We start from the raw sequence: 26,788 nt of genomic DNA, 5'->3' as shown, positions 1-26,788 counted from the left end.
AGTTGTCCGAAGGTCATTTCCAAGCATTTGATTCCGAACCGATCAGTTTATGGCGGCTGATCGGCCACCCGTTATGGAAAGGCGTGAGTATGCGTACTGTCTGTCGTGCCCTGATCGCGGGAAGCCTGAGCGTGCCGCTGCTGCTGGGAGCCTCGAGCGCGGCCATGGCGGCCGGTGGCCCTGGCTGGTGGCATGACCACTGGGCCATTCAGGGGCAGTTCAACGCCACGCACCAGAGCAACAAGGTGCACAACAACGTCAGGCCGATCCAGGTCAACGTCGGCAGTGACGACAACATCCAGGACACCCACGTTCACAACAACCTGCTGAACGCCAACGACACCCTGCAGGCGCAGAGCGCCCGCTGATCGGTCACTGGTACGTGGGAGTACGCGGGGTGGTCACCGCTTCGGGCGGTGGCCACCCCGTTTCCGCGTCCGGTGATCGGCGGATCCGGCGCCGCCTAGACTGTCGACGCGCCCGGCACGACCTGTTGATCGAGAACGAGATGCGGAGTGTGCGAGCATGCGACAGCTTCGGTTGCCCGGTGGCGGCGACCTCCCGGTTCTGGGGCAGGGCACCTGGGGGATGGGCGAGCGGCGCTCGGACCGGACGACGGAGGTCGAGGCCCTGCGCAGGGGGCTGGACCTGGGTGTGGGGCTGATCGACACCGCCGAGATGTACGGCAACGGCGGTGCCGAGGAGGTGGTCGGCGAGGCGATCGCCGGTCGCCGCGACGAGGTCTTCCTGGTGAGCAAGGTATTTCCGCACAATGCGAGCAGACGGGGTGCGGTCGAGGCGTGCGAGCGCAGCCTGCGGCGGCTGAACACCGACCGCATCGACCTGTACCTGCTGCACTGGCGTGGTGGCACACCGCTGGCCGAGACGCTGGAGGCGTTCGAGCAGCTGCGCGCCGACGGCAGGATCCGCTACTTCGGGGTCAGCAACTTCGACCCGGACGACATGCGCGAGCTGTGGGAGCACGAGCTCGGCAGGCAGTCGGTGACCGACCAGGTCCTGTACAACCTGACCCGCCGGGGTGTCGAGTACGACCTGCTGCCGTGGTGCGGTGAGCACGCGCTGCCGGTGATGGCCTACTCGCCGATCGAGCAGGGGCGCCTGCTCGGCGACGCGGTGCTCAAGCAGGTCGCGCAGCGGCACTCGGCTACGCCGGCGCAGGTCGCGATCGCCTGGGTGCTGGCGACCGAGGGGGTGTGCGCGATCCCGAAGGCCGCCACCGCCGAGCACGTCGAGCAGAACCACGCCGCGCTGGAGATCCGGCTGTCCGATGAGGACCTGGCCGATCTCGACGCGCGGTTCCCCGCGCCGGGGCGAGCGGTGCCGCTGGAAATCCTGTGACGTCGCGACCGCCGCGAGGCGCACACCTCGCGGCGGTCGCAGGTCAGCGGTTCGCCAGGCTGCGGCGCAGGAAGTCGACCTGCAGCAGCAGGAGGTTCTCGGTCGTGCTCTCGTCGGTGGGCATGTGGCTGACACCGGGGAGCGGGAGCACGGTGTGCGGCCGGGCCGCGGCGGTGAGCGCGGCCGAGAACCGCAGTGAGTGCGCCAGCACCACGTTGTCGTCGACCGTGCCGTGCACCAGCAGCAGCGGGCGTTCGAGTGCGGCGGCGTCGCGCATGAGCGAGTTGGCCTCGTAGACCTCCGGGGCGTCGTTCGGGTCGCCGAGGTAGCGCTCGGTGTAGTGGGTGTCGTAGAGCCGCCAGTCGCAGACCGCGGCGCCTGCGATCGCGGCGTGGAACACGTCCGGCCTGCGCAACACGGCCAGAGCGGCCAGGTAGCCGCCGAACGACCAGCCCCGGATGGCGACGCGGTCCAGGTCCAGCTCGGGGCGTTGCCGCGCCGCGGCGTGCAGGGCGTCGACCTGGTCGTCCAGCGGCGGGCCTGCCAGGTCGCCCGCGATGGCCCGATCCCAGTCCGGGCCGCGGCCGGTCATGCCGCGCCCGTCGGTCACCAGCACGGCGAAGCCCTGGTCGGCGAACCACTGCGAGGTCAGGTAGCCCTGCTGGCGGGCGAGCACGCGCTGCGCCTGGGGGCCGCCGTAGGGGTCGACCAGCACCGGCAGCTTGCCGTGTTCCTCGCGGTAGTCGCTGGGCAGCAGCAGGGCGCCGCGCAGCTTTCGTTCGCCGAGCCGCAGGAGCTCGACGTTGAGCGCCATGTCCGGGGGCTGCGCGCGGGAGTCGACCTCGGCGATCTCGTGGGTGCCGCGCAGCACGCGGAACCTGGTGCGGGGTTCGTCGAGGGAGCCGCTGGCCACGACCACGACCTCGCCGGAGCGGGTGGCGCTGTGCACGCCGGAGGTCCGGGTGATGCGTTCGACGCCGTCCTCGGTCGCGCGGTAGACGTGGACCTCCGCCGGATCGTCCTCCGACGCCGACAGCAGCACGTCGTCGCCCACGTCGATCACCGCGCGGACCTGCAGCTCCGGCGGTGTCCACGGCCGGTCGCCGACGACCAGCCGGTACGCGCCGTCCCGTGCGCTGATCCGGACCAGCCGGCCGCTGGGGTGCCACGCGGGCCAGCCGGGCTTGATCTCGATCCAGTGCGGGTCGGTGTCGCGGTGCACCTCGCCGGTCGCGCCGGTGGCCGGGTCGACCGCCAGGACCAGCTGGGTGCGCTGGTCGCGGGACTGCACGGCGATGAGCGGCCTGCCGTGGGCCGACCAGTGCGCGGCGACCAGGTACGGCAGGGACTCGCGGTCCCAGCCGACGTCGACGCGCGTGCCGTCGAGGCCGAGCACCGCCAGCGTCACGTCGGCGTTGGCGGAACCGGCGGCCGGGTAGCGCATCGGTGTCGGCGGGCGGGCCGGGTCGGCGGGATCGCCGAGGTACCAGTGCGCGACCGCGGACTCGTCCACGCGCGCGCTCAGCACCGCCGAGCCGTCCGGCGACCACCAGTAGCCGCGGTAGCGGTGCATCTCCTCGGCCGCGATGAACTCGGCCGCTCCCCACACGACGTCGTCACCGTCGGGCTCGGCCAGTGCGCGGTCGCCGGTGCCGTCGGCGGAGACGACGCGCAGCGCGCCGCGGGAGAGGTAGGAGACCGTGCGGCCGTCCGGGTCGAGCCTGGGATCGGCCACGGGCTGTTGCGCGGGCAGCTCGCGCACGGTCCCCGCGGCGACGTCGACGATGAACAGGCTCCCGGAGAGGGCGAACACGGCGCGGCTCGCGCTGCTGTCGGTGGCGTAGCCGGTGATGCCGGCACCGCGCTCCCGGGCCCGTTCCCGCCGCGCCTGTTCGTCGGGCGTCACGTGCTCGTCGGCCTGCAGTGCGGCCGGATCGGCGAGGATTCGCTCTTCACCCGTTGCGGTGACCAGTGCGTGCAGTGCGTTGTGACGGTCGGTGCCGCTGGCGGAGCGGAGGAACAGCACGGTCGCGCCGTCACCGGACACGGTGAAATTCCTGGGGGTGCCGAGGGTGAAGCCCTGAGTCCGGGCGCTGCGGCGGGGAAACGACTGCTCTGACGGCATAGCGGCCAGCCTGCCAAATCCGGCGTCCCCCCGCTGCGGCAGGGCGTTGGGCATCCCGGGTGCCGGATGTTGACAAGGCACCCGTCACCGGTAAGAGTCAACCCAGGGTGAACGCGGCATCACTGTGAGTGTGATCGGGAGGCGACCGGTGGCACGCTGGCGAGGGGCGGTGTCGGTGGTGCCGCTCCTGCTCGTGGCGACGATGACCACCGCGACGGCGGAAACGCGCGATTCCATGGCGACCAACGCGACCTACTACAACGACGCGTCGCTGCCCGGCGCGGACCCGTTCGTGCTGCACGACCAGGACAGCGGTTCCTACTTCGCTTACTCCACCGAGGGCGCCGACCCGGGCTACCACTTCGCCATATACCGCTCCCCGGACCTGGCGACGTGGGAGCGTTTGCCGGGCGGGGCGCTGGACGGCGGCGACGGCACCCAGTGGGGCCGGGACTGGTTCTGGGCGCCGGAGGTCTACCACAACGAGGACACCGGCAAGTACTTCCTGTTCTACTCCGCCAGGATGCGCGACGGCGTGGCCGAGCACTTCAAGTACGCCGACTTCGAGGAGCCCAGCAAGGTCGGCGTCGCGGTCGCCGACTCGCCCGCCGGCCCGTTCCGCAACATCGCGGACCGCCCGATCGACTACTTCCCGTACGACCCGGACTACCACGACGTCAACCTCATCATGGACCACACCCAGAAGAAGCCGCCCGCGACGCTCGAGGAGGGCATGACTGCGCCGCTGGGCACCTACCTGCCGTTCATCGACCCGAACGTCTTCTTCGACGGCGACCGCATCTACCTGTACTTCTCCCGCAACGCCTACCGGAACTGGGTGTGGGACCACGATCTCGGCAAGTACGTCGAGGAGAGCAACATCTACGCGGTCGAGCTGACCGCGGACTGGTGGCGCGACCCGGCGGGCGCGACCATGCCCGAGATCCACCCGAGCTACCGCGACGCCAACAGCGCGCCCGACGATCCGCCCTTGGTGCGAAAGGACGGCTTCACCCCGGTGCTCAACTACGGCGGCGACCCGCAGCCGTGGGAGAACGCGCACGTCAACGACTACGCCGAGTCCGGAGGGGACAAGAAGGACCGCCGGTGGGCCGAGGGCTCGACGACCATCAAGCGCCACACCGAGGACGGATCGCCGGTCTACTTCATGACCTACTCCGCCAACAACTACGCCAACGAGTACTACGGAGTCGGGTACGCGGTGGCCGAACACCCGCTCGGGCCGTGGAAGAAGAGCGACGCGAACCCGGTGCTGGAGCAGGACGAGCAGGAGGGCATGTATTCCACCGGACACGGCAGCGTCATCGCGTCCCCCGACGGCTCGCAGCTCTACTACGTCCACCACGGCAGGCCCACCACCGACACAGACCGGAGGCTCTACACCGAACGGATGAACCTCGACGCCGGCTCGGCGTCGCTGAGCATCGACCAGTCGACCACCGACGAGCCGATTCCCGCCGGTGTGGCGCCGTACTCGCTGACCAGCGATGTCGGCCTGGTCGACCTCGGACCCGGGAGCGCGCGGGTGGGCTGGCGGGTGACGACCGCGCCGGGCGCGTCGATGGGGCTGGGCAACGGGCTCAACCGCGTCACGGCGACCGTCGAACCGTCCACAGCCGCAACGGTCGAGAAGTCCGACCAGCACGCGGTGCTGCGGCCAGGGCCGGAGCTACCGGAGATCGCCGCTCTGACGTTGCGCTACCAGCGCCGCACCGCGGCGGGCAGTTACTTCGACATCGACAACCTGGATGGAGACCGCAGGACTCCGGTCGCGGTGACCGTTCCCGTGACGTCGTGCACGCGCACGCTGAGCGGGGCGCAGGAGTCGATCGACGTTTCGGAAGGCGTGCTGTGCCTGCGCGACGCCGCGGTGTCCGGGACGGTGCGCGTGCGCGGAGGTGCGGCGCTGGTCGCGCTCGACTCCACTGTGGACGGCGGCGTGGACGTGCGTGGTGCGCGCGGGGTGTGGCTTTCCGGCGTCGAGATCGCCGGGCGGCTGCGGATCGACGGTGTATCCGGACGGGTTCGGGTGCAGGACGGCCAGGTGTCGGGGCCGGTGCGCCTGCAGGGCAACCGGAGCGCGAGCCCCATCGTGGTGGCGGGCAACGTCTTCGAGGATTCCCTGACGTGCCGAGGGAACTCACCTGCGCCCAGCGACGAGGGCAGGCCGAACGAGGTGCGCGGCGCGGCCCAGGGGCAGTGCGCGCGCCTGTGACGCTTCGGTCCGTTGCGCTCCGCGCGTGGCGAATCGCGGACTTCAGTCCGCTGATCAGCGGAAACAGGGATTCTGGCCGGTGAACGGATGCGCTGCCAGAGCGGCGGCGGATTCTCCTGCCCGGGTGACGCGTCGGTGTGTCGGGCGGGGGGTGCTTTCGGTGGCGCTCCTAGTGTCGATGCGACCGAAAAGCCCGTTCCCAGCGCGGATCGGGCTTACGCCGAGCCTGGATGAGAGCCGGACCATGTACCTCTCCGTTGTGATCCCGTGCTTCAACGAGGAACGCGCGCTGCCGCGGCTGCACGACGCGCTCGCCGCGGTCCTGGCTGCGGTGGACCGGGAATGCGAGGTCATCCTGGTCGACGACGGCAGCACCGACGGGACGCTGATCGAGGCGCGGCGGCTGGCCTTCGCCGACAGCCGCATCCGGTACCTGTCGCTGAGCCGCAACTTCGGCAAGGAGGCCGCGGTGCTCGCCGGGCTTCGCGACGCCCGCGGGGAGCGCGTCGCGATCATGGACGCCGATCTCCAGCACCCGCCCGAACTGCTCAGCAGGATGCTGGCACTGATGGACTCCGGCTGCGACCAGGTCGTGGCCCGCCGGAGCAGGGAGGGCGATCCGCTGCTGCGCTCGCTGCTCTCCCGGATGTACTACCGGGCGCTCAACGCGCTCACCGACGTCGGTGTTCAGGACGGTGCGGGCGATTTCCGCGTGTTGTCGCGCCGGGCGGTCGACGCGGTGCTCTCGCTCGACGAGCGCAACCGGTTCTCCAAGGGGCTGTTCGGGTGGATCGGGTTCGACACGGCCACCGTGCCGTTCCGCGGCGTCCCACGCGCGATCGGCCGGTCGAAGTGGTCGTTGGGCAAGCTGGTCAACTACGGCATCGACGGGCTGGTGTCGTTCAACAGCAAGCCGTTGCGGCTGTCGGTCTACCTCGGCCTGCTCGTCGCGGTGCTGGCCGGTTGCTACATGGCATTCGTTGTCGTGCACACGCTGGTCAACGGGGTGCGGGTGCCGGGCTACACGACGCTTCTGGTCGCGGTCGCGGGCCTGGGCGGTCTGCACCTGCTGTTCCTCGGCGTGCTCGGCGAGTACATCGGGCGGATCTACGTCGAGACCAAGCGCCGTCCGCACTTCCTGGTGAAGGAGTCGGGTGGCGGGGTGGCGCCGGCGCGTGCGCAACGACTCGAGTCGTTGTCCCGGGCGGGCTGACGGCCGCGCTGTTCTGTCGATTTCTACTTCTCTGGGGGAACGGTGTGGGGAGATGCTGCGCGATCGAGGCTCCTGGGTTCGGGCTTCGTGCGCTTCGCCGCGGTGGGCGTGGCGAACACGGTGGTGCATTGCGCAACCTACCTCGCGACCTGGGTGCTGCTGCCCTACGTCGTGGCGCACGTTGTCGCGACGGTGACGGCGATGCTGTGCTCGTACGTGCTGAACTGCCGGTTCACCTTCGGTGTCGTGCCTCGTGCACGTACGCTGCTGCTGTATCCGCTGTCGAACGTGCCCACGATCGCGCTCAGCGCTGGTGCCGTCGCGGTGCTGGTCGGCGTTTTCGGTGCCGGACCGGTGGTCGCGCCGGTTGTAGGTGGTCTGCTGGTGCTGCCGGTCACCTTCCTGCTGAGCAAGCGCGCGCTCACGGCTGCTCCCGCGCCCCCGGTGGCTCCCTGGCGTGATCGCTTTCGCGCGAGGAAGCCGGAAATCCGGGCGGTGATCGCGGTGGCGGTGCTGGTGGCTGTACTCGTCCAGATACCCGCTCTGGTCAACCCGTCCTTCTACTTCTGGGACGACAGCGCGGCGCAGTTCCTGCCCATGTGGCACCGGCTGGGTGAACGACTGCTCGCCGGCGAGTGGCCGCTGCTGCTGGACGCCGATGCCTGGATGGGCGGGAACCTCGCGGCGGAGGCGCTGTTCGGCGTCTGGAACCCGCTGCACCTGATCGACTTCCTCCTGGTCGTCGCGATCGGTGACCTCGCCGTGGCTGCGACCGTGATCAAGACGCAGTTCCTGGTCGTGCTCGGGGTCGGCGTCCATGTCCTGTGCCGTGGCTACGGTGCCTCGCGCGCTGCCGCCTCCGTGCTCGCCACGGCACTGCCGGTATCCGGGTTCGTCCTGTACTTCCAGGCGTCGAGCTGGGCGGCCGGGCTCATGGGGTTCGCGTGGGTCCCCTGGGTGTGGTGGTCGTTGCACCGGATGGCCGACGGCCGGGCCGCACCGTGGGTGGTGTGGGTGTTCTGCTTCCTGTGCGTCTCGGCAGGAGATCCCTACGGCGTTCTCGCGATGTGTGCGGTTTTCGGTGCTGTGCTGGTCGAAACCGCGTTGGCCGGCAAGCCGGTCGCGCGGCTGGCAGGGGTGGGTGCGGCTGCCGCGCTCACGCTGCCGCTGGTCTTCCTGCCGCTGGTGATGACCGGCCCGGTGACCTGGCGTTCCGGTCTGGAGCTGTTCAACGTCGGCCAGTTCGTGCCGGATGTCGGCGACCTGCTCAACGCCAGCATGCCCAGCTTCGCCCCGCAGATCCTGTCGTTCGGTTCCTTCCGGATGACCGTGCCCGCCACCTACCTTGCGTGGTTCGTGGTGCCGTTGCTGCCGTGGCTGGACTGGCGAGCGGCATTGGCGGGAAGGCGGCGGTGCGGCGCCGCGCTCGTGCTCGCGGTCGTCTACGCGCTGCTGTGCCTCGGACCGTCCAACGCGTGGCTGTTCCGGTGGCCGTTGCGGCACGTCGCGGTGCTGTGGCTGGCGGTGGCGGTGCTGTTCGGCGTGGCGCTGTCGCACGGACTGCGCACCGACCGGATGCGTGTTCGCGTCACGTGCACGGCGGCAGCGTTGGCGGGGTCGGCGTATCTGTCGTTCGCGGCTTGGCCGTCGCAGTCGCTCAACCACCTGGCGTCCCTGGTGGTGATCTGCGGTCTGCTCGTGGTGGTACTGGCTTCGCGGACGAGCGCCTCGCGTGCGGTGGTGATCCACCTCGGCACCGCCTGCGCACTGGTCATGCAGATGTGGTGGTTCCCAGCCAACCGCGACGTGGCCACCTACAACTTCCCCACGGACGTCGACCGGGTACGCGCGGAGTTCGCCGATCTGCGTGGTGGCACGCTCTTCCAGGTCGCCGACCGGAATGCGATCAGCGGTGAGGACGTCGAATCCGGGCGCGCGTGGCGTCGGCTGCTGTTCGGACACATGCACGCCGTCGCCGGAGTGCCGAGCCTGGTCTCCTACACCGGCATCGGTTACGCGCCGCTGCACCGCCGGTTGTGCTTGAGCTACTACGGTTCCGCGTGTGCGGCGGCCTACCGGCGGCTGTGGGAAGCCGACGAGACCGGTGCGGTGCTGGCCGACCAGCTCAGGCTCGACCGGGTGGTCGTGCAGCGCAAGCTGATCGACGATCCGAAACCTCCGCTGGGATGGCAGGTTTCCGAGCGGGCTCCAGACGTGGTCGTCGTGCGGAGGCGAGATGCGTTGCCGTGGCGGGAAGGCAGGCTGAGCGTCGCTCACGGTGTGACAGTGAGCGGGAACGCCGAGGATGGCCAGCGCACGGAGACGGTCAGGTTCCGCGCCGCTCGCAGTACGGGTGCAGAGCTGGTTTTCGCGCGCCTGGCCTGGCCGGGCTACTCAGCCACTGTGGACGGTTTGCCTGCGACGGTGCTCTCGACATCTGCGGGACTGCTGAAAGTCGTGCTACCGCCGGGAGTTGAGGCGGGGACGGTGCGAGTCACCTGGCAGCCGCCGTGGTTCGGACTCCAGGCCGTGCTCGCCACGCTGGGTGCAGCGGTGGCGTTCGCGCTGTCCGTGCGGAGGCGAAGGGCGGCGCCATGTTGATCGCGCGGGTGGCGCTCGTCCTTTGCCTGCTGGTGGTAGCGATGTTCGGCCTGCCGGCTGGAGCCGGTGCCGGGGCACCGGTGCGAAGCCACCTGCAGGTCGTCGCGCACCCCGACGACGACATCCTGTTCATGAACCCCGACCTGCGCGCGGCGATCCGCTCCGGCGCGTCGGTCACCACCATCTACCTCACAGCGGGGGAGAGCGATGTGGTCCCTGCCGAGCCCTACGCCGCACGGCGGCAGGCGGGCACGCGGGTGGCGTTCGCGTCGATGGCCGGCGTGCCCGACGAGTGGAACCGCACCCCGCTCGCGCTGTCGCCGCAGCAGTCGGTCGAGGTGTACTCCCTGACAGCGCTGCCGTCGGTGCGACTGGTGTGGGTCAACCTGCCGGACGACAACGACCCACACGCGCAGGGTGGCAAGCACGCACTGAGCAGACTGTGGCGCGACGAGCGCGCCGTTGTACGCACGCTGGTGCCAACGGGATCACCGGTGGGGGAGTCGACCTACGACCGCGGTGCGGTCATCACAGTGCTCGCGCAGCTGTACGCGCGGTTCACGCCAACCGTGCTCCGTACTCAGGATCCGGAGCCGGACGCCAGGTACCAGTCGCAGTGGCCGGGCCACAACCATCCGGACCACACCGCCACGGCGCACTTCGCCAGAGCAGCGCTGCGGCGCCACGACCCGGGCGGTACCGCGGTGCACGTCCTGCACTACCGCGACTACAACATCGCTGACGCACCGGCGAACCTCCCGGCGCGGGTCGTGGCCGAGAAGCGCCGGGACTTCGCCGCCTACGCGGCGCACGACCCGATGGTCAGCATGGACGATCCCTACGCGACGTGGTTGCGCAGCATGCGTCCGCGCTGGGGCCGGTCGGGTTCGTGGACTGCGACCGACCGTGCGGGCCACCCGGTGTGGGCGCACGTGAGCGGCGGTCGGTTGTTCGTCGGCGAGCGAGAGCTGAGCACTCGAGGATTCGTCCCGGCAGCCGGCTCGCCCGCACTCGCCACCGACGGTGCAGGCCGGCACGTGCTGGTCGTGCAGGCGGAGACTTCCGGGCGGGTTTTCCTGAAGCGGGAGGACGATTCCGGGCTCTGGCCGCCGGGCTGGGTCGACCTCGGAGTGCCACCGGTCCTGCGAGAAGTGACCCACGTCGGTCCGCCCGCTGTGCTCGTGGCGCCGGACGGCTCGGTCGTCGTCGCTGTGAAGAACGGCCGGGGTGGGGTGAGCGTCCGTAGCGACCGGTCGGCCACGTGGACCGGCATCGGCGGCGCTGAAGTGGCCGACGAGGTCTCGATGGCCGTGGACAGCTCCGGGGTCCTGCACGTCTTCGCGCTGGAAGGCACGCGGTTGCTGCACTGGCGCGGCACTCCAGGAGGCCGGTTCGAGACCGTGGCGACATCGCACGACCAGCGCCCGGCGGGACGGGTGGCCGTCGCAGGCGGATATGCAGCCTTCCGCGAGGCCGGCACGGGACGCGTGGTCGTGCTCGCCGAGCACGCGGGCTGGAATGCCGTGGCTTCGGTGGAGGCAGCCGCGGTGTCCGAACCCTCGTTGGCCACCATCGGAGACCGCTTGCTCGTCGCGGTGCGAGGTTCGTCCGGCGGCACGGCGGTATTCACCATCGAGAGTGGACGGGTGCACAGCGATGTACTCGCCGGGCACAGCATCGACGGCCCAGCGTTCACGCCGGACGGCAGGTACCTGGTGACCGTGACGGATGAGCCGTGGATGGCGATCCGCCCGCGCCCCTGGGGGAAGAGGCGCGGGCGGAAGGCTCGGGGTTCAGCGGGCCGTGGCACCGACCTCCTGCAGGCTCTTGCCCTCCCTGATCGCCGCTTCGGCGTCCTTGGGAATCTTGAGCTGCGTGGTCAGCAGCGCGGCGACCACGTAGAGCCCGGCGAAGATCAACGTCACCCCGGCGGCCCCGGCCACCGGGAAGAACAGGCTCGCGATGGCCGGTCCGACGAACGTCGCGCCACCGGCGCCGAGGTTGAGCAGCGCCATCGCGCCACCCTTGTTCGTCGGTGCCATCGACGGGATGAGCGCCGAGATCGGGACGAAGCCCGCCAGCGTCGCGCCGTAGAACATGCCGACCAGGACCGCCGCCCAGTAGTAGTCGGGGCCCAGCCACACCGGGATGAAGTACAGCAATGCCACGCTGATCGCACACCCGACGCCGCCGAATGTCGCGATCGTCCGGCGCCAGCCGATCTTGTCGCCGACCACGCCGAAGATCAGGTTGAACACGATGTTGGTGCCGTAGATGATCGCCAGCAGTTGCAGCCACTTGCTCTCGCCGAAGCCCAGACCGTCGGAGAAGATGCGCGGCAGGAACACCAGCATGCCGAACTCGGGTGCGGTGTTGATGATCCGCACGATGCATCCGACGAACACCCGCGGGTGCGTCCAGATCACCGAGACGCTGCTGCTGAGGCTCTCGCCCAACGTGACTTCCTGCGGGATCAACCGGCCGTAGCCGGTGCGCTCCTTGACCCCGAAGAGCGCGAACACGCCGCCGAGACCGATCAGCACCAGCGCCGACCACAGGGTGCCGAGCTGACCGATATAGGGAGTGGTCATGCTCGCCCACAGCGAACCCAGCGTCGGCAGGCCGCCGGTGAAGGCGAAGTAGAACCAGCCGACGGCCGCGCCCAGGCGCGCGCTGGGAGCGGTGGAGGTGATCCACACCAGGAAACCGAAGGCGAACAGCGGATAGCCGAAGCCGCGGATGCCGTAGAACACGAGCATGAGCACGTAGTTCTGCGTGCCGAGCGCGAACACCAGGTACAGGACGTCGAAGACGACCCAGATCACGAAGCCGACGATCATCACCCGGCGCGGGCCCCACACGTCGGAGAGCGCACCGGAGAACCACGACGCGATCATCACCGCGACGCCGTAGACGGTGATCACGTAGCCCGCGTGCACGTCGCTGCCCGCGCCGTGGTCTGCCATGTACGGCGAGATGAAGCCGGACTCGACCCCGTCGCCGATCATGAACAGGAGCACGCCGATGTAGCCGTAGACCAGTGCTTTCGGCAGGCCCCATCTGTCGAGCAGGGACCCGGATCCCGCAGGAGTGGCTGTGGTCACGCCAAACCTCCACGTTGAGGTGCTGATGCGAGTCACGCGCGCCCGCCACCAGGCCGCCGCCGGACCGGGGTAGAGGTGGCCACCGGTAACCGGGGAGCCGTCGTCAGGGGACGCCGATCTCGCTAACGTCGCGCACCATACTCATACGGCGAGCTAGATTTATCAATAGAAGTGTTAAACCTTCTCGCTTCGAGTGTGGAACTGGGACACCGCGCGCCCAGCCCGTCGGCACGGAGCGGCAGCCACGGACGCTGGCCCCGGATGGCCGCCTTACCTGGGGTGTAGGGGCGGAGCGCCCAGCGGCGCGCCGCGCCGCACCAGCGGCCGGAGCTGCAGTGCTATGGGCGTAGATCTGGTGCTGCATGCAGAACTTGGCCTCCGCAGGAGTGAAACCGGGCTCGTCAGGCCATTCCTCCGTGGCTGCGAGCAGCCCGATCGCTCGGCGCACTCCAGACGTGAGGTTCCATCCCGTCCGCTGGCTTGCTAGCTCTGCTCCCGGCTCCCGGCTCCCGGCTCCCGGCTCCCGGCTCTCGGCTCTCGGCTCTCGGCTCTCGGCTCTCGGCTCTCGGCTCTCGGCTCTCGGCTCTCGGCTCCCGGCTCCCGGCGGAATCCTGCCTCCGGGTGCGCGTTGCGGGGCGGGAACTTGCTCGGCTGCCGGGGCTGGGCTGGCTGGGCCACCAAGCCTTGCGTCTTCAGGTCAGGGCAGCTTGGCGCACGTCGGTGTGCTCGCGCATGGCTTCCACGAGCTCCGGGTCGAACTCGCCGGCGAGCAGGACGTGGTCGAAGGCGCTGACGGGGGCGAAGCGGTGCAGGGCCGCGCGGCCGACCTTGCTGGCGTCCATCATCAGCACCCGGGTGCTGGCGCTCTCCAGCATCGCGCGCTTGACCAGCACGATCTCCTGCTCCTGGTGGTAGGTCATCTGGGCGTTCATCGCCGAGGTCGACAGGAACACGATGTCCACCGAGAAGCTGCTGACCATCTCCTGGCAGGGCAGCCCGAGGTAGGAGTCGTGGGTGCGGGAGTACTCGCCGCCCAGGCCGATCAGCCTGATGTCGGGCACCTCGCGCAGCGCCTCCTGCACCTGGCGGTAGTTGCTGACCACGGTCAGCGGGCCGACGTCGGGCAACAGCCGGGCCAGGGCCAGCGCGGTGGTCGAGTCGTCGATCATGACCGACATCCCCGGCGCCACCATGCGCAGCCCCTCGGCCGCGAGCGCGTCCTTCTCCCGGGTGTGGGTGTGCAGCCGGAAGTCCGAGCTGCTCTCGAACACCGTCGACGGCTGGGCGGAGACCCCGCCGTGGAACTTGCGCAGCAGGCCGCGGGTGACCAGGTCGTCGAGGTCGCGGTGCACCGTCATCAGGCTGACCCCGGTCAGGCTCGACAGCTCCGCGGCGCTGGCGAAGCCGTTGGAGACCACGTGGTCGACGATCTTCTGCTGCCGCAGGAGCCGGGGCGACTGCTTCTTCGGTGCGGACGACATGGGGCCATCTTGCCTGCTGCGGCGCCGCGTGGTGATCCTCGGGCAGTCAACCCGGCGAACTATCACATGGGTAGTGACACTTAACGCTTCCGATGTTAATTTGGCTGCACCAGTGGATTGCGGGAGGTTGAGGCATGACGCAGCCCGAGGCGGGCGCGCGCAGCGCGGTCGTGTTCGACATGGACGGCGTTCTCGTCGAGAGCGAACATCTGTGGGAGCGGATGTGGACCGCGTTCGCGGCGGACCGGGGCAAGACCTGGACCGCCGAGCAGACCCGGCAGGTGCAGGGCATGAGCGCTCCGGAGTGGTCGGCCTTCCTGGCCGACTTCAGCGAGGCCGAGGAGACGGCGGCCCAGACCGAGAAGGCCGTGGTCGATGGCATGATCGCCGCGCTGGACGGTGGCGAGATCGAACTGCTGCCCGGATCGCTGCGGATGGTCACCGAGACCGCAGCCCGGGCGCCGATCGCGCTGGCATCCTCCGCGCCGCGCAGGCTGATCGACGCCGTCCTCGACCGCCACGGGCTGACCGAGCACTTCAGCGCCACGGTCTCCAGCGCTGAAGTGCCTCGCGGCAAGCCCAGCCCGGACGTCTACCTCGCCGCCGCGGACAAGCTCGGGCACCCGGCAGAGCAGTGCCTCGCGGTCGAGGACTCCAGCAACGGGTTGCGGGCGGCGGCCGCCGCTGGGATGACGGTGGTGGCCATCCCCAACTCCGACTACCCGCCCGCCGAGGACGCGCTGGCCGCGGCCGGCTACGTCGCCGCCGACCTCGACGACGTGCGCGAGCGGCTGCTCGCCTCGCTGTCCACGCCGGTCCGCGGCTGAAGTCGTCCGCACCGCAAGACGCTCGCGTCCACCAGACAAAGGAGTCCCCATGACCAGCGTTCTCGCCGCGGGCGACCACTTCGTCGCTCCCGAGGTGTTCGTCGAGGCCCTGCGCAACCGCGCGGGCGACCACGACCTGGAGTTCAGCACGCTGAAGCTGCCGTGGCCGGTGGAGCCGTTCGGGCCCGTCGGCAACGTCCAGGAAGCCAGCGGCACCGAGCAGCAGCTGCTGGAGTCGCTGGCAGGTGTGCAGATCGCCACCACCCAGATGGCCCCGTTCACCGCCGACGTGCTGGCCAAGAGCCCCGACCTGCGCTTCGTCGGCGTCTGCCGGGGCGGCCCGGTCAACGTGGACCTGCAGGCAGCCACCGAGGCAGGCGTGGTCGTCAGCTACGCGCCCGGGCGCAACGCCGCCGCGGCGGCGGAGTTCGCGGTCGGTCTCGTCCTGGCCGCGCTGCGCCGCATCCCCGCCTCCGACGCCGAACTCAAGTCGGGCAACTGGCGCGGGGACTACTACGCCTACGAGAACGCGGGCATCGAGCTCGAAGGCTCCACGGTCGGCCTGGTCGGCTACGGCGCGATCGGGCGGATCGTGGCCCGGGTGCTGGCGGCGTTCGGCGCGCACGTCCTGGTCGCCGACCCGTTCGTCAAGCCCGAGGACGCCACCGCTGACGGTGTCGAGCTGGTGGAGCTGGAGGACCTGCTGCGGCGCAGCTCGGTCGTCAGCCTCCACGCTCGGCTCACCCCCGAGACCCAGCACCTGCTCAACGCCGACAACCTCGCGCTGCTGCCGGAGGGCGCGGTGCTGGTCAACTCCGCCCGTGGTGGTCTGCTCGACTACGCGCCGCTGCCCGGGCTGCTCAAGTCCGGCAGGCTCGGCGCGCTGGCGGTCGACGTCTACGACATCGAGCCGCCGCCGCGCGACTGGCCGTTGTTCGACGCGCCCAACGTGATCACCACTCCGCACCTGGCAGGCGCCACCCGGCAGACGGCGCACCGCGCCGCGGACATCGTTGCCGGCGAGGTCGCCCGGTTCCTGGCAGGTGAGCGGCCCCGCTTCGTGGCCAATCCGGAGGTGCTGGACCGCATCGAAGGCCTGCGGCCATGATTCTCGGAGTCGATGTCGGCACATCGGTGACGAAGGCGTCGCTGCTGGGCCGCGACGGCACGGCCACGGTCACCCACGGTGTGCGAAGCACGCTGCGCAGGCTTCCCGGGGGGCGGGTCGAGCAGGATCTCGACGAGGTCCTGGAGACAGTGCTCAGCGTCGTGCGCTCGGTGGCGGCCGAGGCCGACGAGCCGATCGAGGCCCTGGCCATCACCGGGCAGGGCGACGGGCTGTGGTTGCGGGACCGCGAGGGCCACCAGGTCGGCCCGGCCATCTCCTGGCTGGACGCGCGCGCGTCCGGCGTGCTGGACCGCTGGCACGAGACCGGCGTGCTGCGGCGCGTGCACGAACTGACCGGGGCGGGCATGTTCCCGGGCTCGGCAGGTCCGCTGCTGGCGCACCTGGCCGAGCACGACCCCGAGCGGCTGGAGCGCGCCGAGGTCGCCGGCTACTGCGTGGACGCGATCATCCAGCGGCTCACCGGCGAGATCACCGTCGATGCCTCCGACGCGTCGCTGCCGTTCCTCGACGTGCCCACCCGCACGTACTCGGCGGAGGCGCTGGCGGCCTGCGGGCTGGAGTCGCACCGCAGGCTGCTGGCCGAGCCCGCTCCGCCGGGCAAGCTGTTCGCGCTCGACGGCAGCATGGCCCGGCAGCTCGGACTGCCCTCCGGGCTGCCGGTGTCCGCTGGTCCGTTCGACCTGCCGGCCTGCGCGCTCGGTGCCGGGATCGACGAGGTCGGTGACGGCACCCTGGTGATCGGCACGACGCTGGGCTGCCAGGTACTGCGCGATGAGGTCGGTCTCGTCCCCGGTGCCGAGATCGCAGGCATGTGGCTGGCCACGCCCCGCGCCGACAGGTTCCTGCGAGTGATGCCGGCGATGGTCGGTACCGCCAACCTGGACTGGGTGCTGGCCATGGTCGGTGCCGACGTCGGTGAACTGGAGACGTTGCTGGGCAACAGCGAACCCGGTGCCGGTGGAGTGTCGGCGCTGTCGTTCCTGTCCAGCTCCGGCGAGCGCGCGCCGTTCGTCGAGCCGCGGGCACGGGGTCAGTTCACCGGGCTCTCGCTGGAAACCCGGCCCGCCGACCTGGTGCGGGCGATGTGCGAGGCGGTCGCCTACGCCGCCCGGCACAACCTCGAAGCCGCCGGGCTGACCGGCAGGGTCTCAGCCTGCGGCGGTGGCGCGCAGTCGGCGGCGTGGAGCCAGATCTTCGCCGACGTGCTCGGCAGGCCGCTGCACGTGCCGTACGAGCAGTGCGTCGGGGGCCGCGGTGCGGCCATGACCGCGTGGGACTCGCTGGGCGAACCCGTGGACCGTGTCCAGTGGGCCGCGGACCGGCACGTCGTGGAGCCGCACCCCCGCGCGGTCGAGTTCTACGAGCGCGGTTACCGCGACTACCTGGCCGCCATCGACCGGGCGCGACCGGGCTGGCAGGCGGCCGCGAAGGGCCGGCAGGCAACCCCGAAGGAGGCTGGCGAATGACTCGCCTGTACGACGATCCCGCGTCGTTCACCGAAGACATGGTGGCCGGTTTCGTGGCCGCCCACCCCGGCTACGTCCGGTCGGTGCCCGGTGGCGTGGTGCGCTCGCGACGCGGCCGCCAGGGCAAGGTCGCCGTCGTCACCGGTGGCGGCTCGGGGCACTACCCGGCGTTCTGCGGCGTGGTCGGCCCCGGTTTCGCCGACGGTGCGGTCATCGGCAACATCTTCACCTCCCCGTCGTCGGAGGACGCCTACTCGGTGGCCCGCGCCGCTGACAGCGGTGGCGGCGTCGTGTTCTCCTTCGGCAACTACGCCGGGGACAACATGCATTTCGGCCTGGCCGTGGAACGGTTGGAGCGGGCCGGGATCCGGGCGCACAACGTCGTCGTCACCGACGACGTCGCCAGCGCCCCCGCGGAGGAGCGCTCGAAGCGGCGCGGCGTGGTCGGCGACTTCGTGGTCTTCAAGGTCGCGTCCGCGGCGGCCGAGGAGGGCTACGAGTTCGACGAGGTCGTGCGCGTCGCCGAGCACGCCAACGACCGCACCCGCAGCCTCGGCGTGGCCTTCGACGGCTGCACCCTGCCGGGCCAGGACGAGGCGCTGTTCCACGTTCCGGACGGCAAGATGGGACTCGGGCTGGGTATCCACGGCGAACCGGGTGTGTCCGAGCGGGACATGCCGTCGGCCTCGGAGCTGGCGAAGATCCTCGTCGACGGCGTGCTCACGGAAGCGCCGCAAGGCGCGACGCCGCGGGTCACCGCGATACTCAACGGGCTCGGCGCGACCAAGTACGAGGAGCTGTTCGTCGTCTGGGGCGCCGTGTCGCGGCTGCTCGCCGAGGCCGGCGTCGAGGTCGTCGAACCCGAGGTCGGTGAACTGGTGACCAGCCTGGACATGGCCGGCTGCTCGCTGACGCTGACTTGGCTGGACCCGGAGCTGGAACGGCTCTGGAGCGCACCGGCCGACACGCCCGCCTACCGCAAGGGCAACGCGGTCACGGTGTCGGAGCCCGAGAGCACCGAGGTCGTCGAGGCCGCGCCGATCGACGAGCCGGTCGTGGTCGTCGCCCCTGCGGAGGGCCAGGCGACCGCCGCGACCGTGGTCCGCGCGCTGCACTCGGTGGCCGACGCGCTGCGCGGAGCCGAGGACGAGTTCGGGCGGCTCGACGCGATCGCGGGCGACGGGGATCACGGCCGCGGCATGACCAAGGGCAGCGCAGCCGCGGTGGAGGCCGCGGACGCGGTCCTCGCCCATGGCGTCGGCCCGGCAGCGGTGCTGGTGGCCGCCGGCGATGCGTGGGCGGCCAAGGCCGGCGGCACCTCCGGCGCGCTGTGGGGCGCGGCGCTGCGGTCCTTCGGCGACCTGCTGCCGGACCATCGTCCGGCGACCGCCGAGGACCTGGCGGCCGGAGCCGCCGCCGCGCTCAGCGCGGTGCAGCGCCTCGGCCGCGCCGAGGCGGGGGACAAGACGCTGGTCGATGCGCTGATCCCGTTCGTCGACACGCTCAAGAGCGCGGTTGCCGACGGCTCGCGCGGTCGCGACGCGTGGCAGCAGGCGGCACAGGAAGCCACCCGGGCCGCCGAACGGACCGCGGAGCTCACTCCGCGCACGGGCCGGGCCAGGCCGCTTGCCGAGCGCAGCGTCGGAACCCCCGATCCCGGCGCCACCTCGCTGGCACTGGCCCTGAACGAGATCGCCGGTGTGCTCACCGGTGAAGGCGTGCACTGACGTGACAGGTGCGGCGGGGGTTCGGAACCGCCGCACCGACACGGGACCGGACGGCTCCGGGGCGCTGCCGCGTCGAGGAGCGCGGCCGGCCGGTGGCGCCGGCCGGTGGCGACGGCTCGGCTGAGCGGGTTCGTCGCGTCGAGCCGAGCGGACCGGGCCTCCACGCATGGCGTGCGGCTGGGCTGCTCCCCGCCGACCGCCGGCGGAACCAGGACACAGGACAAGACGTGACACGAGGACTGCGAGCATGACTGATCAGACTTCCTGGAGGATCGTCGTCGGTTCCGACGACGCCGGACTGGCGTACAAGGACGCGCTGAAGAAGGACTTGGAGAACGACGAGCGGGTCGCCGACGTCGTCGACGTCGGGGTCGGTTCCGATGAGCACACCGCCTACCCGCACGTCGCCGTGAACGCCGCGCGGATGGTCGCCGAGGGCAAGGCCGATCGGGCGCTGCTGGTGTGCGGGACCGGGCTGGGAGTGGCCATCAGCGCGAACAAGGTTCCCGGCATCCGCGCCGTGACCGCGCACGACAGCTACTCGGTGCAACGCTCGGTGCTGAGCAACAACGCCCAGGTATTGTGCTTCGGTGAGCGGGTGATCGGTCTCGAACTCGCCCGGACGCTGGCCTCGCAGTGGTTGGACCACCGCTTCGACGAGACCTCGGCCTCGGCGGAGAAGGTCGCCGCGATCGGTTCGTACGAGTCCACATCGGACTCACCAGGAGTGGCGTGTTGAACGAGTTCGATGCCCGGCGCCGGGAGGTCATCGACATCGCCCGGAGGATGACCGCCGACGGCCTCGTCGTCGGCACCTCGGGCAACGTGTCGGTCCGGTGCGGTGATCTCGTCGCGGTGACGCCTTCGGGCGTCGACTACGACGACCTCGTCGTGGACGGCATCCCGCTGGTGGACCTCGACGGCACCGTGGTGTCGGGCTCGCTGAGCCCGACCTCGGAGCTGCCGATGCACCTCACCGCCTACCGGGAGCACGACGCCCAGGCCGTGGTGCACACCCATTCCCTGTACGCGACGGCGCTCTCCCTGCTGCGCGACGACGTGCCCGCGGTGCACTACCAGCTCGCCGACTTCGGCGGCAGCGTCGTGGTGGCGGACTACGCGACGTTCGGCAGCGACCGGTTGGCCGAGACGATGTCGGAGGCGCTGAAGGGGCGTGCCGGCTGCGTCTTGCGCAACCACGGCACGGTCACGATCGGCAGGAACCTGGCGCAGGCCTACAACCGGGCGCGGCAACTCGAGTGGCTGTGCCAGCTCTGGTTGACCGCGGCGCAGGTGGGCACGCCGAGGTTGCTGGACGACGCCGAGCTCGCGAGCGCCGCCAAGCGGTTCTCGACCTACGGGCAGTCCTCCCGCTGACGGTGGCGCGCCGCGAGGCGCGGCATGCCGGTGCCGGTCGGCGTGCCGGTTTTCGAAGGTGCCTGGCGGAAATCGGGGGTCCGCCCGGAATCCTCGTGACCCTTGGAATGCGTGTCTGTCCGCTGTCGAGTGGCGATCTGCGGAGTGTTTCGGGGACGTGTCCCGTTCCGGGAGCGCTGTCTCGGGCATGGCGAAACTCCAGTTCGGACGGTCGAAGCGAAATGCCTTGGCATGGAGGGGAAATTCGGTGGGTTGCGGAGTCGTGGAAGTGGTCATGAATCCACGATGCCGCGTCGAACGCCTGTTTGTCATCGCTTGATCAGGTGAAGCGCGGGGCCAGTGGACCGGCTTCCGCACAGCCGCGGCGAGCAGTGCCGCGAACGTGTGAAACGACGCACGTTACAGCCATGTCATCGCAGGCCAACCCGCCGAAATACGCGGTCTCCATGATGGGCCGCATGACTCCCACCGAGAACTCGCACGGAACCGACCCCGGCTCGGCCAGGCGTGGCAAGGGGGACTGGACGCGCGAACTGGTCGAGCTGGCAGCGCTTTTCCTCGCGGCGGGCACGGCGCACCTGTTCGTCGCCGGCATGCAAAGCCACTCCGGCGGTTCCTACGCCCTGATCGCCTTGAGTGGTCTGATCGTCCTCGTGGTCGTGGGGCGCCGGCTGTGGAGGCACCGACGGCGTCCCGTCGAGGCACCGGCGGCACCCGCAGACGGGGTCGACTTCGAGGACGTCCAAGACCGCTCGCGCAGGCTGTGGCGGTTGCGCGCATCGGTCACCGACAGCCCGGGGCGGCTGGCGCGACTGGCCGCCGGGCTGGCCGCGCTCGGCGGCAACATCCGCACGGTGCACGTGCACCCCGTGGCCGACGGCGCGGTCGACGAGGTCCTGCTGCACGTCCCGGCCAGGGTCACCGAGGCCGAGCTGATCGCAGCCGTCGCCGAGGCCGGCGGGCGGGACGCGACGGCGACGCGAGCCGACGTCCGGGAGCTCGATGACGTGCCCACGCGCACGCTGAACCTGGCCAAGGACCTGGTCAACGGCAGGTCCGAGCTGGTCAGAGTCCTTCGCGGCGTGCTCGGCGACATCGGCGTCCAGTGGCGGGAGGACGTCCTGGCACCCGGTGCGGAGGGATTGGACGGGGCGACGATCCGGCTGGCCGCACCCGGCGGCGGAACACTCGTGCTGGAGCGCTCCGGCAGTTCCTTCACGCCCGCCGAGTACGCGCGGGCGCGGGCGATGGCGGAGCTGGCGCAGGACTGCCGCGGGCGGATGCGGCGCGACACCCAGCAGGTCAGCGTCGACGGCGCCGAGCTGACGTTGCGGGTGGCCGACCAGGACGACCTGCCGATGGTGGCGGAGTTCCACGAACGGTGCTCCGCGGCCGCCCGGTACCGCCGCTACTTCAGCCCGGGGCCGTCCGGCGAGAAGGGGCTGCAGCGGCTGCTCACCCCGGCGCTGGGCCGGGCGGTGCTGGCGCTGGCGCCCACGGGCGAGGTCGTCGCGATGGGCAACCTGATGTACGACGGCGACATCGGGGAGATCGCGTTGCTGGTGCGCGACGACTGGCAGCGCAGGGGCGTCGGTTCGGTGCTGGCGGCCAGGCTCGTCGAGGAGGCGGGGCTACTGGGGATCGCTACGCTCAGCGCGCACACGCACGTGGACAACACTGCCATTGCCAGGACGCTGCGCAAGGCCGGGCTCAAGCTCGTCGGCGCGCCCGAGCCGGGCGAATGGTGCTGGATGAAGGCGACCGCCCCGGCCGTCGCCTAGTCGACGGCCTGCGGGCTGCGTCGCGGCGGCCTCCTGGCTCAGGGCGAGTCAGGAGGCTGCGGCCACCTGCTTCTTCTTGGGGGAGACGCGCATCGTGATGTCGGCGGAGACCACGAGGGTGCCGGAGGTGTCGAGGATCCGTACCGGCACGACCCAGTCGCGGGCGGTGTCGTCGGCGTCCGGCAGCGGGTCGAGCTCGGCAACGGCGCGCAGGTCGGTTGCCGCCTTGGCGACGTAGCTGACGCTCATGCCGGTCGGGATCCACCGGTGCGTGGTGGGGATGCTGGCTTCGGTCATGACGCCCGCCGCGATCTCGGCCATGTTGCAGGCCGCGATGGCGTGGAAGGTGCCGATGTGGTTGTGCACGCGCCTGCGGTTGGCGGCCCGGACCTCGCAGAAGCCGGGTCGCAGCTCGGTGATGTGCGGCCGGATCGTGCGGAAGTAGGGGGCCCGCAGGCACACGCCCCAGGAGAAGATCCGGGTACCCAGCGGCAGCTTGGTCGTCTTCTGCCACAGCGCCAGTGTCTTTCCAGTGGAGGCCATCGCCGGATTCCTCGTCTCGCGGGGCGGCGTCGGCCGCCCAGGTTGTTACCGATGGGTAACTTACGCTGGCGGTCGCGAGCGGGTCAACAGCGGGGTCCGCGGCGGTCGCTGCCGGGCGGTGGCAGTGGTGGATGGGCGCTGGCAGCGCGCGGGACGGGGTGCCACGATGTCGGGATGGATGAGGACGTCATCCCGATCCTCCGGGTTGAAGAGGTCGACGTGGCCCTGAAGTGGTACGAGCTGCTGGGGTTCACCGCCCAGTGGGAGCACCGGTTCGAGCCCGGGCTGCCGGCCTTCGTCGAGATCGCGCGCGGGGACGTGCGGATCTTCCTCTCCGAGCACGAGGGCGACGCGCAACCCGACACGCTGGTCTACCTGCGGGTACGCGACGTCGACGCGATCGCCGCCGAGTTCGGCATGACACCGGAGGACGCGCCGTGGGCGCGCGAGATCGAGCTGCGCGATCCCGACGGCAACCGGCTGAGGATCGGGACGCCGGTGATCTGAGCCCCGGCGGTTGCCGCTCGAGGGGCGCCGGTTCGGCACCCTGCCGACGGTGGTCCGGGACGCGGTTCGGTGCCCCACGGCCGGTGGTCCGGTGAGGCCGTTGGACGCCCCAAGGCCGGTGGTCCGGCAAGCGGCTCGGCGCGGCCGGTGGCAGAGGGGAATCGGCGCCGAGCGGCCAGCGGTCCGGCGCCGGGCGGCCACGAATCCAGTGGTTCCGAGCGGCCGCGACTGAGGCCAGCGGCGCCGGCAGGTCACTGCGCGCGGTCGGTCGCGGCGCGGATCAGGCTCGCCAGCACTGCGCGCACGTCGTCGCCGACCGGCATCGCGCCCAGCGCCGCCGTCGCGGCTTCCACCCGGCTGTCGATGAGCCGTTCGCACTCGGCGAGCGCGCCGGTTTCCACGACCAGGTCCTGCAACCGCGTCGTCTGGGCGTCGTTGAGGTCGGCGCCGGTGAACAGCCGGTCGATCTCCGCCGCCTGCGCGGCGGTGGCGCGCTCCCGCGCGGTCGCCAGCAGCACGGTCGCCTTGCGGGTGCGCAGGTCGTCGGCGACCGGCTTGCCGGTCACCGTGGGGTCACCGAAGGCGCCCAGCACGTCGTCGCGGAGCTGGAACGCCTCGCCGAGCGGCATCGCGTAGGCGGTGTAGGAGTCGAGCAGCGCCGGGGACGCCCCGGCGAGCACACCGCCCAGGTGCAGCGGGCGTTCGATGGTGTACTTGGCCGTCTTGTAGTGGATCACCGTGTAGGAGCGGCTGACCGAGTGCCGCGAGCCCGCCTGCTCGGCGACGTCGAGGTACTGGCCGAGGACCAGTTCGGTGAGGCTGTGCGCCACCAGCGGCCGCGCCTCGCGGATCCGGTCGGCGGGCAGGCCGCTGGTGGCGAGCATGTCGTGGAACCACGCCAGGCACAGGTCGCCGAGCAGCAGCGCGATGGAGGTGCCGAACAGCTCGGAAGATCCGCGACCACCGGACCGCCGGTGCGACTCGGCGTGCTGGCGGTGCAGCGACGGCGCGCCCCGGCGGGTGTCGCTGGCGTCGATGATGTCGTCGTGCACCAGCGCGAAGGAGTGCAGCAGCTCCAGCGCCGCGGCCGCGCCGATGACGCCCTCGTCGTCGGCGCCGCCGCCCGCGCCGCGCCAGCCCCAGTAGCAGAACGCGGGACGGATCCGCTTGCCCCCGGCCAGGAAACCGCGCAGGGACTGCGTCGCGGCCTGCCACTGACATCGGCTGTCCGGGTCGCTGATGAGGTCGTCGAACCGCTCCTCCTGCTCGTCGAGGAAGTTCCCGAGCGCGGCGTCGACGCGGTCGCGCAGGCCGTCGGCGTCGATCGGGTTCGCGGGCGGTGAGCAGGTGGCGGTCATGGTGCACTCCTCGGACTCGTTCGTACACCTGCCAACGTAGGTGCGCCGAGCGGTGCCGGGATCGGCCGAAGCGGCCCGCGCCGGTCCGCCGATAGGTCATCGGCGGACCGGGCGGTCTCGTACTTTCGGCCGAGGCTGAATGCTGCGAACGTCCCCGGAGCCGCTATCCGGCGGCGATCACGGCGGCGTCGGGGAGGTCCGCGGGGTCGGCGGCCGGCCACTCGGCCGGGTTGGCGCCCAGCTCGACGAGCTCGGCGACCTGCTGGCGGCACCAGGGCGAGATCTCCCTCGTGCCGGCCAGGACCTCGGCGCTGAAGCCGCTCCAGTCCGCCCACGTGGTCCCGGCGACCTCCTCGCGGTTCGGCGTCGGCTCGTCGTCGGTGAACGCGGCGAAGACCGGGCAGATCTCGTTCTCCACGACGCCGTTGCCCATCACGGCGCGGTAGCGGAACCGGGGCAGGACCAGGGTCAGCTCGCCCACGGTCAGGCCCAGCTCCTCGCCGAGCCGCCGGATGATGGCCTCGGGCATCGGTTCCCGTGGGGCGGGGTGGCCGCAGCAGGTGTTCGTCCAGACCCCTGGCCAGGTGCGCTTCTCGTGCGCGCGCTGGGTGAGCAGCAACTGGCCGCGCCCGTTGAAGACGTAGCACGAGAAGGCCAGGTGCAGCGGGGTGTCGAGGTGGTGCACGGTCGCCTTGTCCGTCACCCCTATCGCCTGGCCGGAATCGTTGAGCAGAACCACCTGTTCCAAGGAATTCGCCTTCCTGCCGTCGCCTGATCGGCCGGTGGGGACGAGCGGGGCCGAATCGGCGTTGGATGTCCGATGGGCCCCACTCTATTGGCAGGCAGCCGTCAAGTGGATCGACCGATGGGCTGGGCGGGCCAGCTACCGCTAGTGCGTTCGGCCATTTCCGAATATTACTCAGCAAAAATGAGAAGCAGTCATGGCTTGAGTACTACTTTGCCGTAGGTCCGGCGGTTTTCCAGGGCGGTGTGGGCGGCCGCGGCCTCGGCGAGCGGGAAGGGATCGCCGACCAGCGGGGTGAGCCCGCCACTTGCCAGCGCCGCCATCGACTCCTCTTCGAGTGCCCGCAGTCCGCCGGGAGTCTTCAGCAGGTTGGGCCCGAGCCCGACGGTCGCGCCGAGAGCGCGGTCGAAGAGGTCCTCGGAGGTGAACCTGTGTTCGGGACCGAAGGGGCGGCCGTACATGACGATCCGGCCGCCGCTGCCGAGGAGGTCGAACGCCTCCCTGCCGTACCGGCCGCCCGCGCCGTCGAGCACCAGCGTGACCTCCCGGCCGCCGAGTTGGTCGCGGACGGCCGTCGTCCAGTCCGGGGTGGTGTAGTCGACCGCGATGGCGGCCCCGAGGGCGCGGACCGTCTCGACCTTCGCCGTGCTGCCCGCGGCGCCGGCGACGGTCGCTCCGACGGTTCGACCTTGCTGTACCAGCAGGTTGCCGATGCCGCCCGCGGCGGAGGTCACCACCACGACGTCGTCGGCGCTCATGCGTGCGATGTGCAGGATCGCCATCGTGGTGCGCCCGGTGCCGATCATCGCGACGGCGGCCTCGAAGCCGACCTCGTCCGGCAGCACGTGCAGCGACTCGACCTCCCGGACTGCGAGCTCGGCGTAGCCGCCGCTGGCCATACCGAGATGGGTGACGACCCGGCGTCCCAGCCAGCCCGGGTCGACGCCGGCGCCGATCTCGTCGACCACGCCTGCCACCTCGCGGCCCGGGGTCATTGGCAGCTCGGGCCGCGGGAACGGTCCACCGTGGACGCCCTGGCGGATCATCGTGTCGACCAGGTGGACGCCCGCGGCCTCGACCGCGATCCGCACCTGGTCGGGGCCGGGATGCGGATCGGCGACCTCCTCGTAGCGGAGGTTCTCGGCGGGCCCGAAGGCGTGCTGACGGATGGCGTGCATGTCGGCTCCCGGTTTCTCGTGCGATCGGCAC

20 protein-coding genes and 1 pseudogene are annotated in these 26,788 nt (G+C 70.8%); 14 read left to right on the top strand and 7 right to left on the bottom strand.

Features of this window, described 5'->3' with window-relative positions:
- Positions 1-2 precede the first annotated feature (2 nt).
- Positions 3-368 (top strand): hypothetical protein, encoded by a 366-nt coding sequence (locus tag HUO13_RS37835; RefSeq protein WP_249124158.1) that lies wholly within the window; start codon positions 3-5, stop codon positions 366-368.
- Between the two features lie 157 nt (positions 369-525).
- Complete coding sequence (locus HUO13_RS29165; RefSeq protein WP_211898182.1) at positions 526-1,359, top strand: aldo/keto reductase; 834 nt, start codon at positions 526-528, stop codon at positions 1,357-1,359.
- Between the two features lie 43 nt (positions 1,360-1,402).
- On the opposite strand, the gene HUO13_RS29160 is transcribed toward HUO13_RS29165, so the two are convergent.
- Positions 1,403-3,484, bottom strand: a complete 2,082-nt coding sequence (locus tag HUO13_RS29160; protein ID WP_211898181.1) for a S9 family peptidase — start codon at positions 3,482-3,484, stop codon at positions 1,403-1,405.
- A 148-nt stretch (positions 3,485-3,632) separates the two neighbouring features.
- Here HUO13_RS29160 and HUO13_RS29155 point away from each other — a divergent pair, with 148 nt between their 5' ends.
- From HUO13_RS29155 to HUO13_RS38455, 4 genes and pseudogenes are all read left to right on the top strand, one after another.
- Complete coding sequence (locus HUO13_RS29155; RefSeq protein WP_249124157.1) at positions 3,633-5,720, top strand: glycoside hydrolase family 43 protein; 2,088 nt, start codon at positions 3,633-3,635, stop codon at positions 5,718-5,720.
- 244 nt (positions 5,721-5,964) lie between these two features.
- Entirely contained in the window at positions 5,965-6,933 is a 969-nt protein-coding gene (locus HUO13_RS29150; protein ID WP_211898180.1) for a glycosyltransferase family 2 protein, read from the top strand.
- Between the two features lie 42 nt (positions 6,934-6,975).
- Positions 6,976-9,534: a GtrA family protein gene (locus HUO13_RS29145; RefSeq protein WP_211898179.1), complete on the top strand. Its 2,559-nt coding sequence runs from the start codon at positions 6,976-6,978 to the stop codon at positions 9,532-9,534.
- A pseudogene (locus tag HUO13_RS38455) lies at positions 9,528-10,148 on the top strand (PIG-L family deacetylase); the annotation flags it as partial. The gene HUO13_RS29145 and the pseudogene HUO13_RS38455, both read left to right, overlap by 7 nt.
- Positions 10,149-11,327: 1,179 nt before the next feature.
- On the opposite strand, the gene HUO13_RS29135 reads toward HUO13_RS38455, so the two are convergent.
- Together HUO13_RS29135 and HUO13_RS29130 are read right to left on the bottom strand one after the other, a co-directional pair.
- The gene (locus HUO13_RS29135; protein ID WP_211898178.1) at positions 11,328-12,638 is read right to left on the bottom strand and encodes an MFS transporter; all 1,311 of its coding nucleotides are present in this window, start codon (positions 12,636-12,638) and stop codon (positions 11,328-11,330) included.
- Positions 12,639-13,330: 692 nt separating this feature from the next.
- A complete protein-coding gene (locus tag HUO13_RS29130; protein ID WP_211898177.1) occupies positions 13,331-14,119 on the bottom strand; it encodes a DeoR/GlpR family DNA-binding transcription regulator in 789 nt (262 codons plus the stop codon).
- Between the two features lie 134 nt (positions 14,120-14,253).
- Here HUO13_RS29130 and HUO13_RS29125 point away from each other — a divergent pair, with 134 nt between their 5' ends.
- From HUO13_RS29125 to HUO13_RS29095, 7 genes are all read left to right on the top strand, one after another.
- Positions 14,254-14,946 carry an HAD family hydrolase gene (locus HUO13_RS29125; RefSeq protein ID WP_211898176.1) on the top strand — a complete coding sequence of 231 codons (693 nt, stop codon included), beginning with the start codon at positions 14,254-14,256 and terminating at the stop codon, positions 14,944-14,946.
- A gap of 49 nt (positions 14,947-14,995) precedes the next feature.
- Positions 14,996-16,054, top strand: coding sequence for a 2-hydroxyacid dehydrogenase (locus HUO13_RS29120; protein WP_211898175.1), 1,059 nt, complete (start codon positions 14,996-14,998; stop codon positions 16,052-16,054).
- Entirely contained in the window at positions 16,051-17,541 is a 1,491-nt protein-coding gene (locus HUO13_RS29115; RefSeq protein ID WP_211898174.1) for an FGGY-family carbohydrate kinase, read from the top strand. Before HUO13_RS29120 ends, HUO13_RS29115 begins: the two co-directional genes overlap by 4 nt.
- Complete coding sequence (locus tag HUO13_RS29110; RefSeq protein ID WP_211898173.1) at positions 17,538-19,268, top strand: dihydroxyacetone kinase family protein; 1,731 nt, start codon at positions 17,538-17,540, stop codon at positions 19,266-19,268. Before HUO13_RS29115 ends, HUO13_RS29110 begins: the two co-directional genes overlap by 4 nt.
- A 247-nt stretch (positions 19,269-19,515) precedes the next feature.
- Positions 19,516-20,007 carry a ribose-5-phosphate isomerase gene (locus HUO13_RS29105; RefSeq protein WP_211898172.1) on the top strand — a complete coding sequence of 164 codons (492 nt, stop codon included), beginning with the start codon at positions 19,516-19,518 and terminating at the stop codon, positions 20,005-20,007.
- Positions 20,004-20,645 carry a class II aldolase/adducin family protein gene (locus HUO13_RS29100; RefSeq protein WP_211898171.1) on the top strand — a complete coding sequence of 214 codons (642 nt, stop codon included), beginning with the start codon at positions 20,004-20,006 and terminating at the stop codon, positions 20,643-20,645. Before HUO13_RS29105 ends, HUO13_RS29100 begins: the two co-directional genes overlap by 4 nt.
- A gap of 458 nt (positions 20,646-21,103) precedes the next feature.
- A complete protein-coding gene (locus HUO13_RS29095; protein ID WP_211898170.1) occupies positions 21,104-22,426 on the top strand; it encodes a GNAT family N-acetyltransferase in 1,323 nt (440 codons plus the stop codon).
- 48 nt (positions 22,427-22,474) lie between these two features.
- Here HUO13_RS29095 and HUO13_RS29090 read toward each other — a convergent pair whose 3' ends face one another.
- Positions 22,475-22,969: a hotdog fold domain-containing protein gene (locus HUO13_RS29090; protein WP_211898169.1), complete on the bottom strand. Its 495-nt coding sequence runs from the start codon at positions 22,967-22,969 to the stop codon at positions 22,475-22,477.
- 174 nt (positions 22,970-23,143) lie between these two features.
- Here HUO13_RS29090 and HUO13_RS29085 point away from each other — a divergent pair, with 174 nt between their 5' ends.
- Positions 23,144-23,476: a glyoxalase superfamily protein gene (locus HUO13_RS29085; protein WP_211898168.1), complete on the top strand. Its 333-nt coding sequence runs from the start codon at positions 23,144-23,146 to the stop codon at positions 23,474-23,476.
- A gap of 251 nt (positions 23,477-23,727) precedes the next feature.
- On the opposite strand, the gene HUO13_RS29080 is transcribed toward HUO13_RS29085, so the two are convergent.
- The 3 genes from HUO13_RS29080 to HUO13_RS29070 all read right to left on the bottom strand — a co-directional run bounded on the left by HUO13_RS29080 (position 23,728) and on the right by HUO13_RS29070 (position 26,757).
- Positions 23,728-24,834, bottom strand: a complete 1,107-nt coding sequence (locus HUO13_RS29080; RefSeq protein ID WP_211898167.1) for a polyprenyl synthetase family protein — start codon at positions 24,832-24,834, stop codon at positions 23,728-23,730.
- A gap of 163 nt (positions 24,835-24,997) precedes the next feature.
- Entirely contained in the window at positions 24,998-25,582 is a 585-nt protein-coding gene (idi, locus tag HUO13_RS29075; RefSeq protein ID WP_211898166.1) for an isopentenyl-diphosphate Delta-isomerase, read from the bottom strand.
- Positions 25,583-25,773: 191 nt separating this feature from the next.
- A complete protein-coding gene (locus HUO13_RS29070; protein ID WP_211898165.1) occupies positions 25,774-26,757 on the bottom strand; it encodes a zinc-binding dehydrogenase in 984 nt (327 codons plus the stop codon).
- Positions 26,758-26,788 lie beyond the last annotated feature (31 nt).

The sequence above is a fragment of the Saccharopolyspora erythraea genome, assembly GCF_018141105.1.
Taxonomy (GTDB): Bacteria; Actinomycetota; Actinomycetes; order Mycobacteriales; family Pseudonocardiaceae; genus Saccharopolyspora_D; species Saccharopolyspora_D erythraea_A.
Note: the sequence above shows the minus strand (reverse complement) of the source record. Positions and strands in the feature narration are given on the sequence as shown.

Bases quoted from the DNA above. Each gene is read 5' to 3' on its own strand.
- HUO13_RS29125 (WP_211898176.1), top strand. From the start codon at position 14,254: ATGACGCAGCCCGAGGCGGGCGCGCGCAGCGCGGTCGTGTTCGACATG.
- HUO13_RS29070 (WP_211898165.1), bottom strand. From the start codon at position 26,757: ATGCACGCCATCCGTCAGCACGCCTTCGGGCCCGCCGAGAACCTCCGC.
- HUO13_RS29090 (WP_211898169.1), bottom strand. From the start codon at position 22,969: ATGGCCTCCACTGGAAAGACACTGGCGCTGTGGCAGAAGACGACCAAG.
- HUO13_RS29160 (WP_211898181.1), bottom strand. From the start codon at position 3,484: ATGCCGTCAGAGCAGTCGTTTCCCCGCCGCAGCGCCCGGACTCAGGGC.
- HUO13_RS29150 (WP_211898180.1), top strand. From the start codon at position 5,965: ATGTACCTCTCCGTTGTGATCCCGTGCTTCAACGAGGAACGCGCGCTG.
- HUO13_RS29120 (WP_211898175.1), top strand. From the start codon at position 14,996: ATGACCAGCGTTCTCGCCGCGGGCGACCACTTCGTCGCTCCCGAGGTG.
- HUO13_RS29105 (WP_211898172.1), top strand. From the start codon at position 19,516: ATGACTGATCAGACTTCCTGGAGGATCGTCGTCGGTTCCGACGACGCC.
- HUO13_RS29115 (WP_211898174.1), top strand. From the start codon at position 16,051: ATGATTCTCGGAGTCGATGTCGGCACATCGGTGACGAAGGCGTCGCTG.
- HUO13_RS29080 (WP_211898167.1), bottom strand. From the start codon at position 24,834: ATGACCGCCACCTGCTCACCGCCCGCGAACCCGATCGACGCCGACGGC.
- HUO13_RS29085 (WP_211898168.1), top strand. From the start codon at position 23,144: ATGGATGAGGACGTCATCCCGATCCTCCGGGTTGAAGAGGTCGACGTG.
- HUO13_RS29095 (WP_211898170.1), top strand. From the start codon at position 21,104: ATGACTCCCACCGAGAACTCGCACGGAACCGACCCCGGCTCGGCCAGG.
- HUO13_RS29165 (WP_211898182.1), top strand. From the start codon at position 526: ATGCGACAGCTTCGGTTGCCCGGTGGCGGCGACCTCCCGGTTCTGGGG.
- HUO13_RS29130 (WP_211898177.1), bottom strand. From the start codon at position 14,119: ATGTCGTCCGCACCGAAGAAGCAGTCGCCCCGGCTCCTGCGGCAGCAG.
- HUO13_RS29110 (WP_211898173.1), top strand. From the start codon at position 17,538: ATGACTCGCCTGTACGACGATCCCGCGTCGTTCACCGAAGACATGGTG.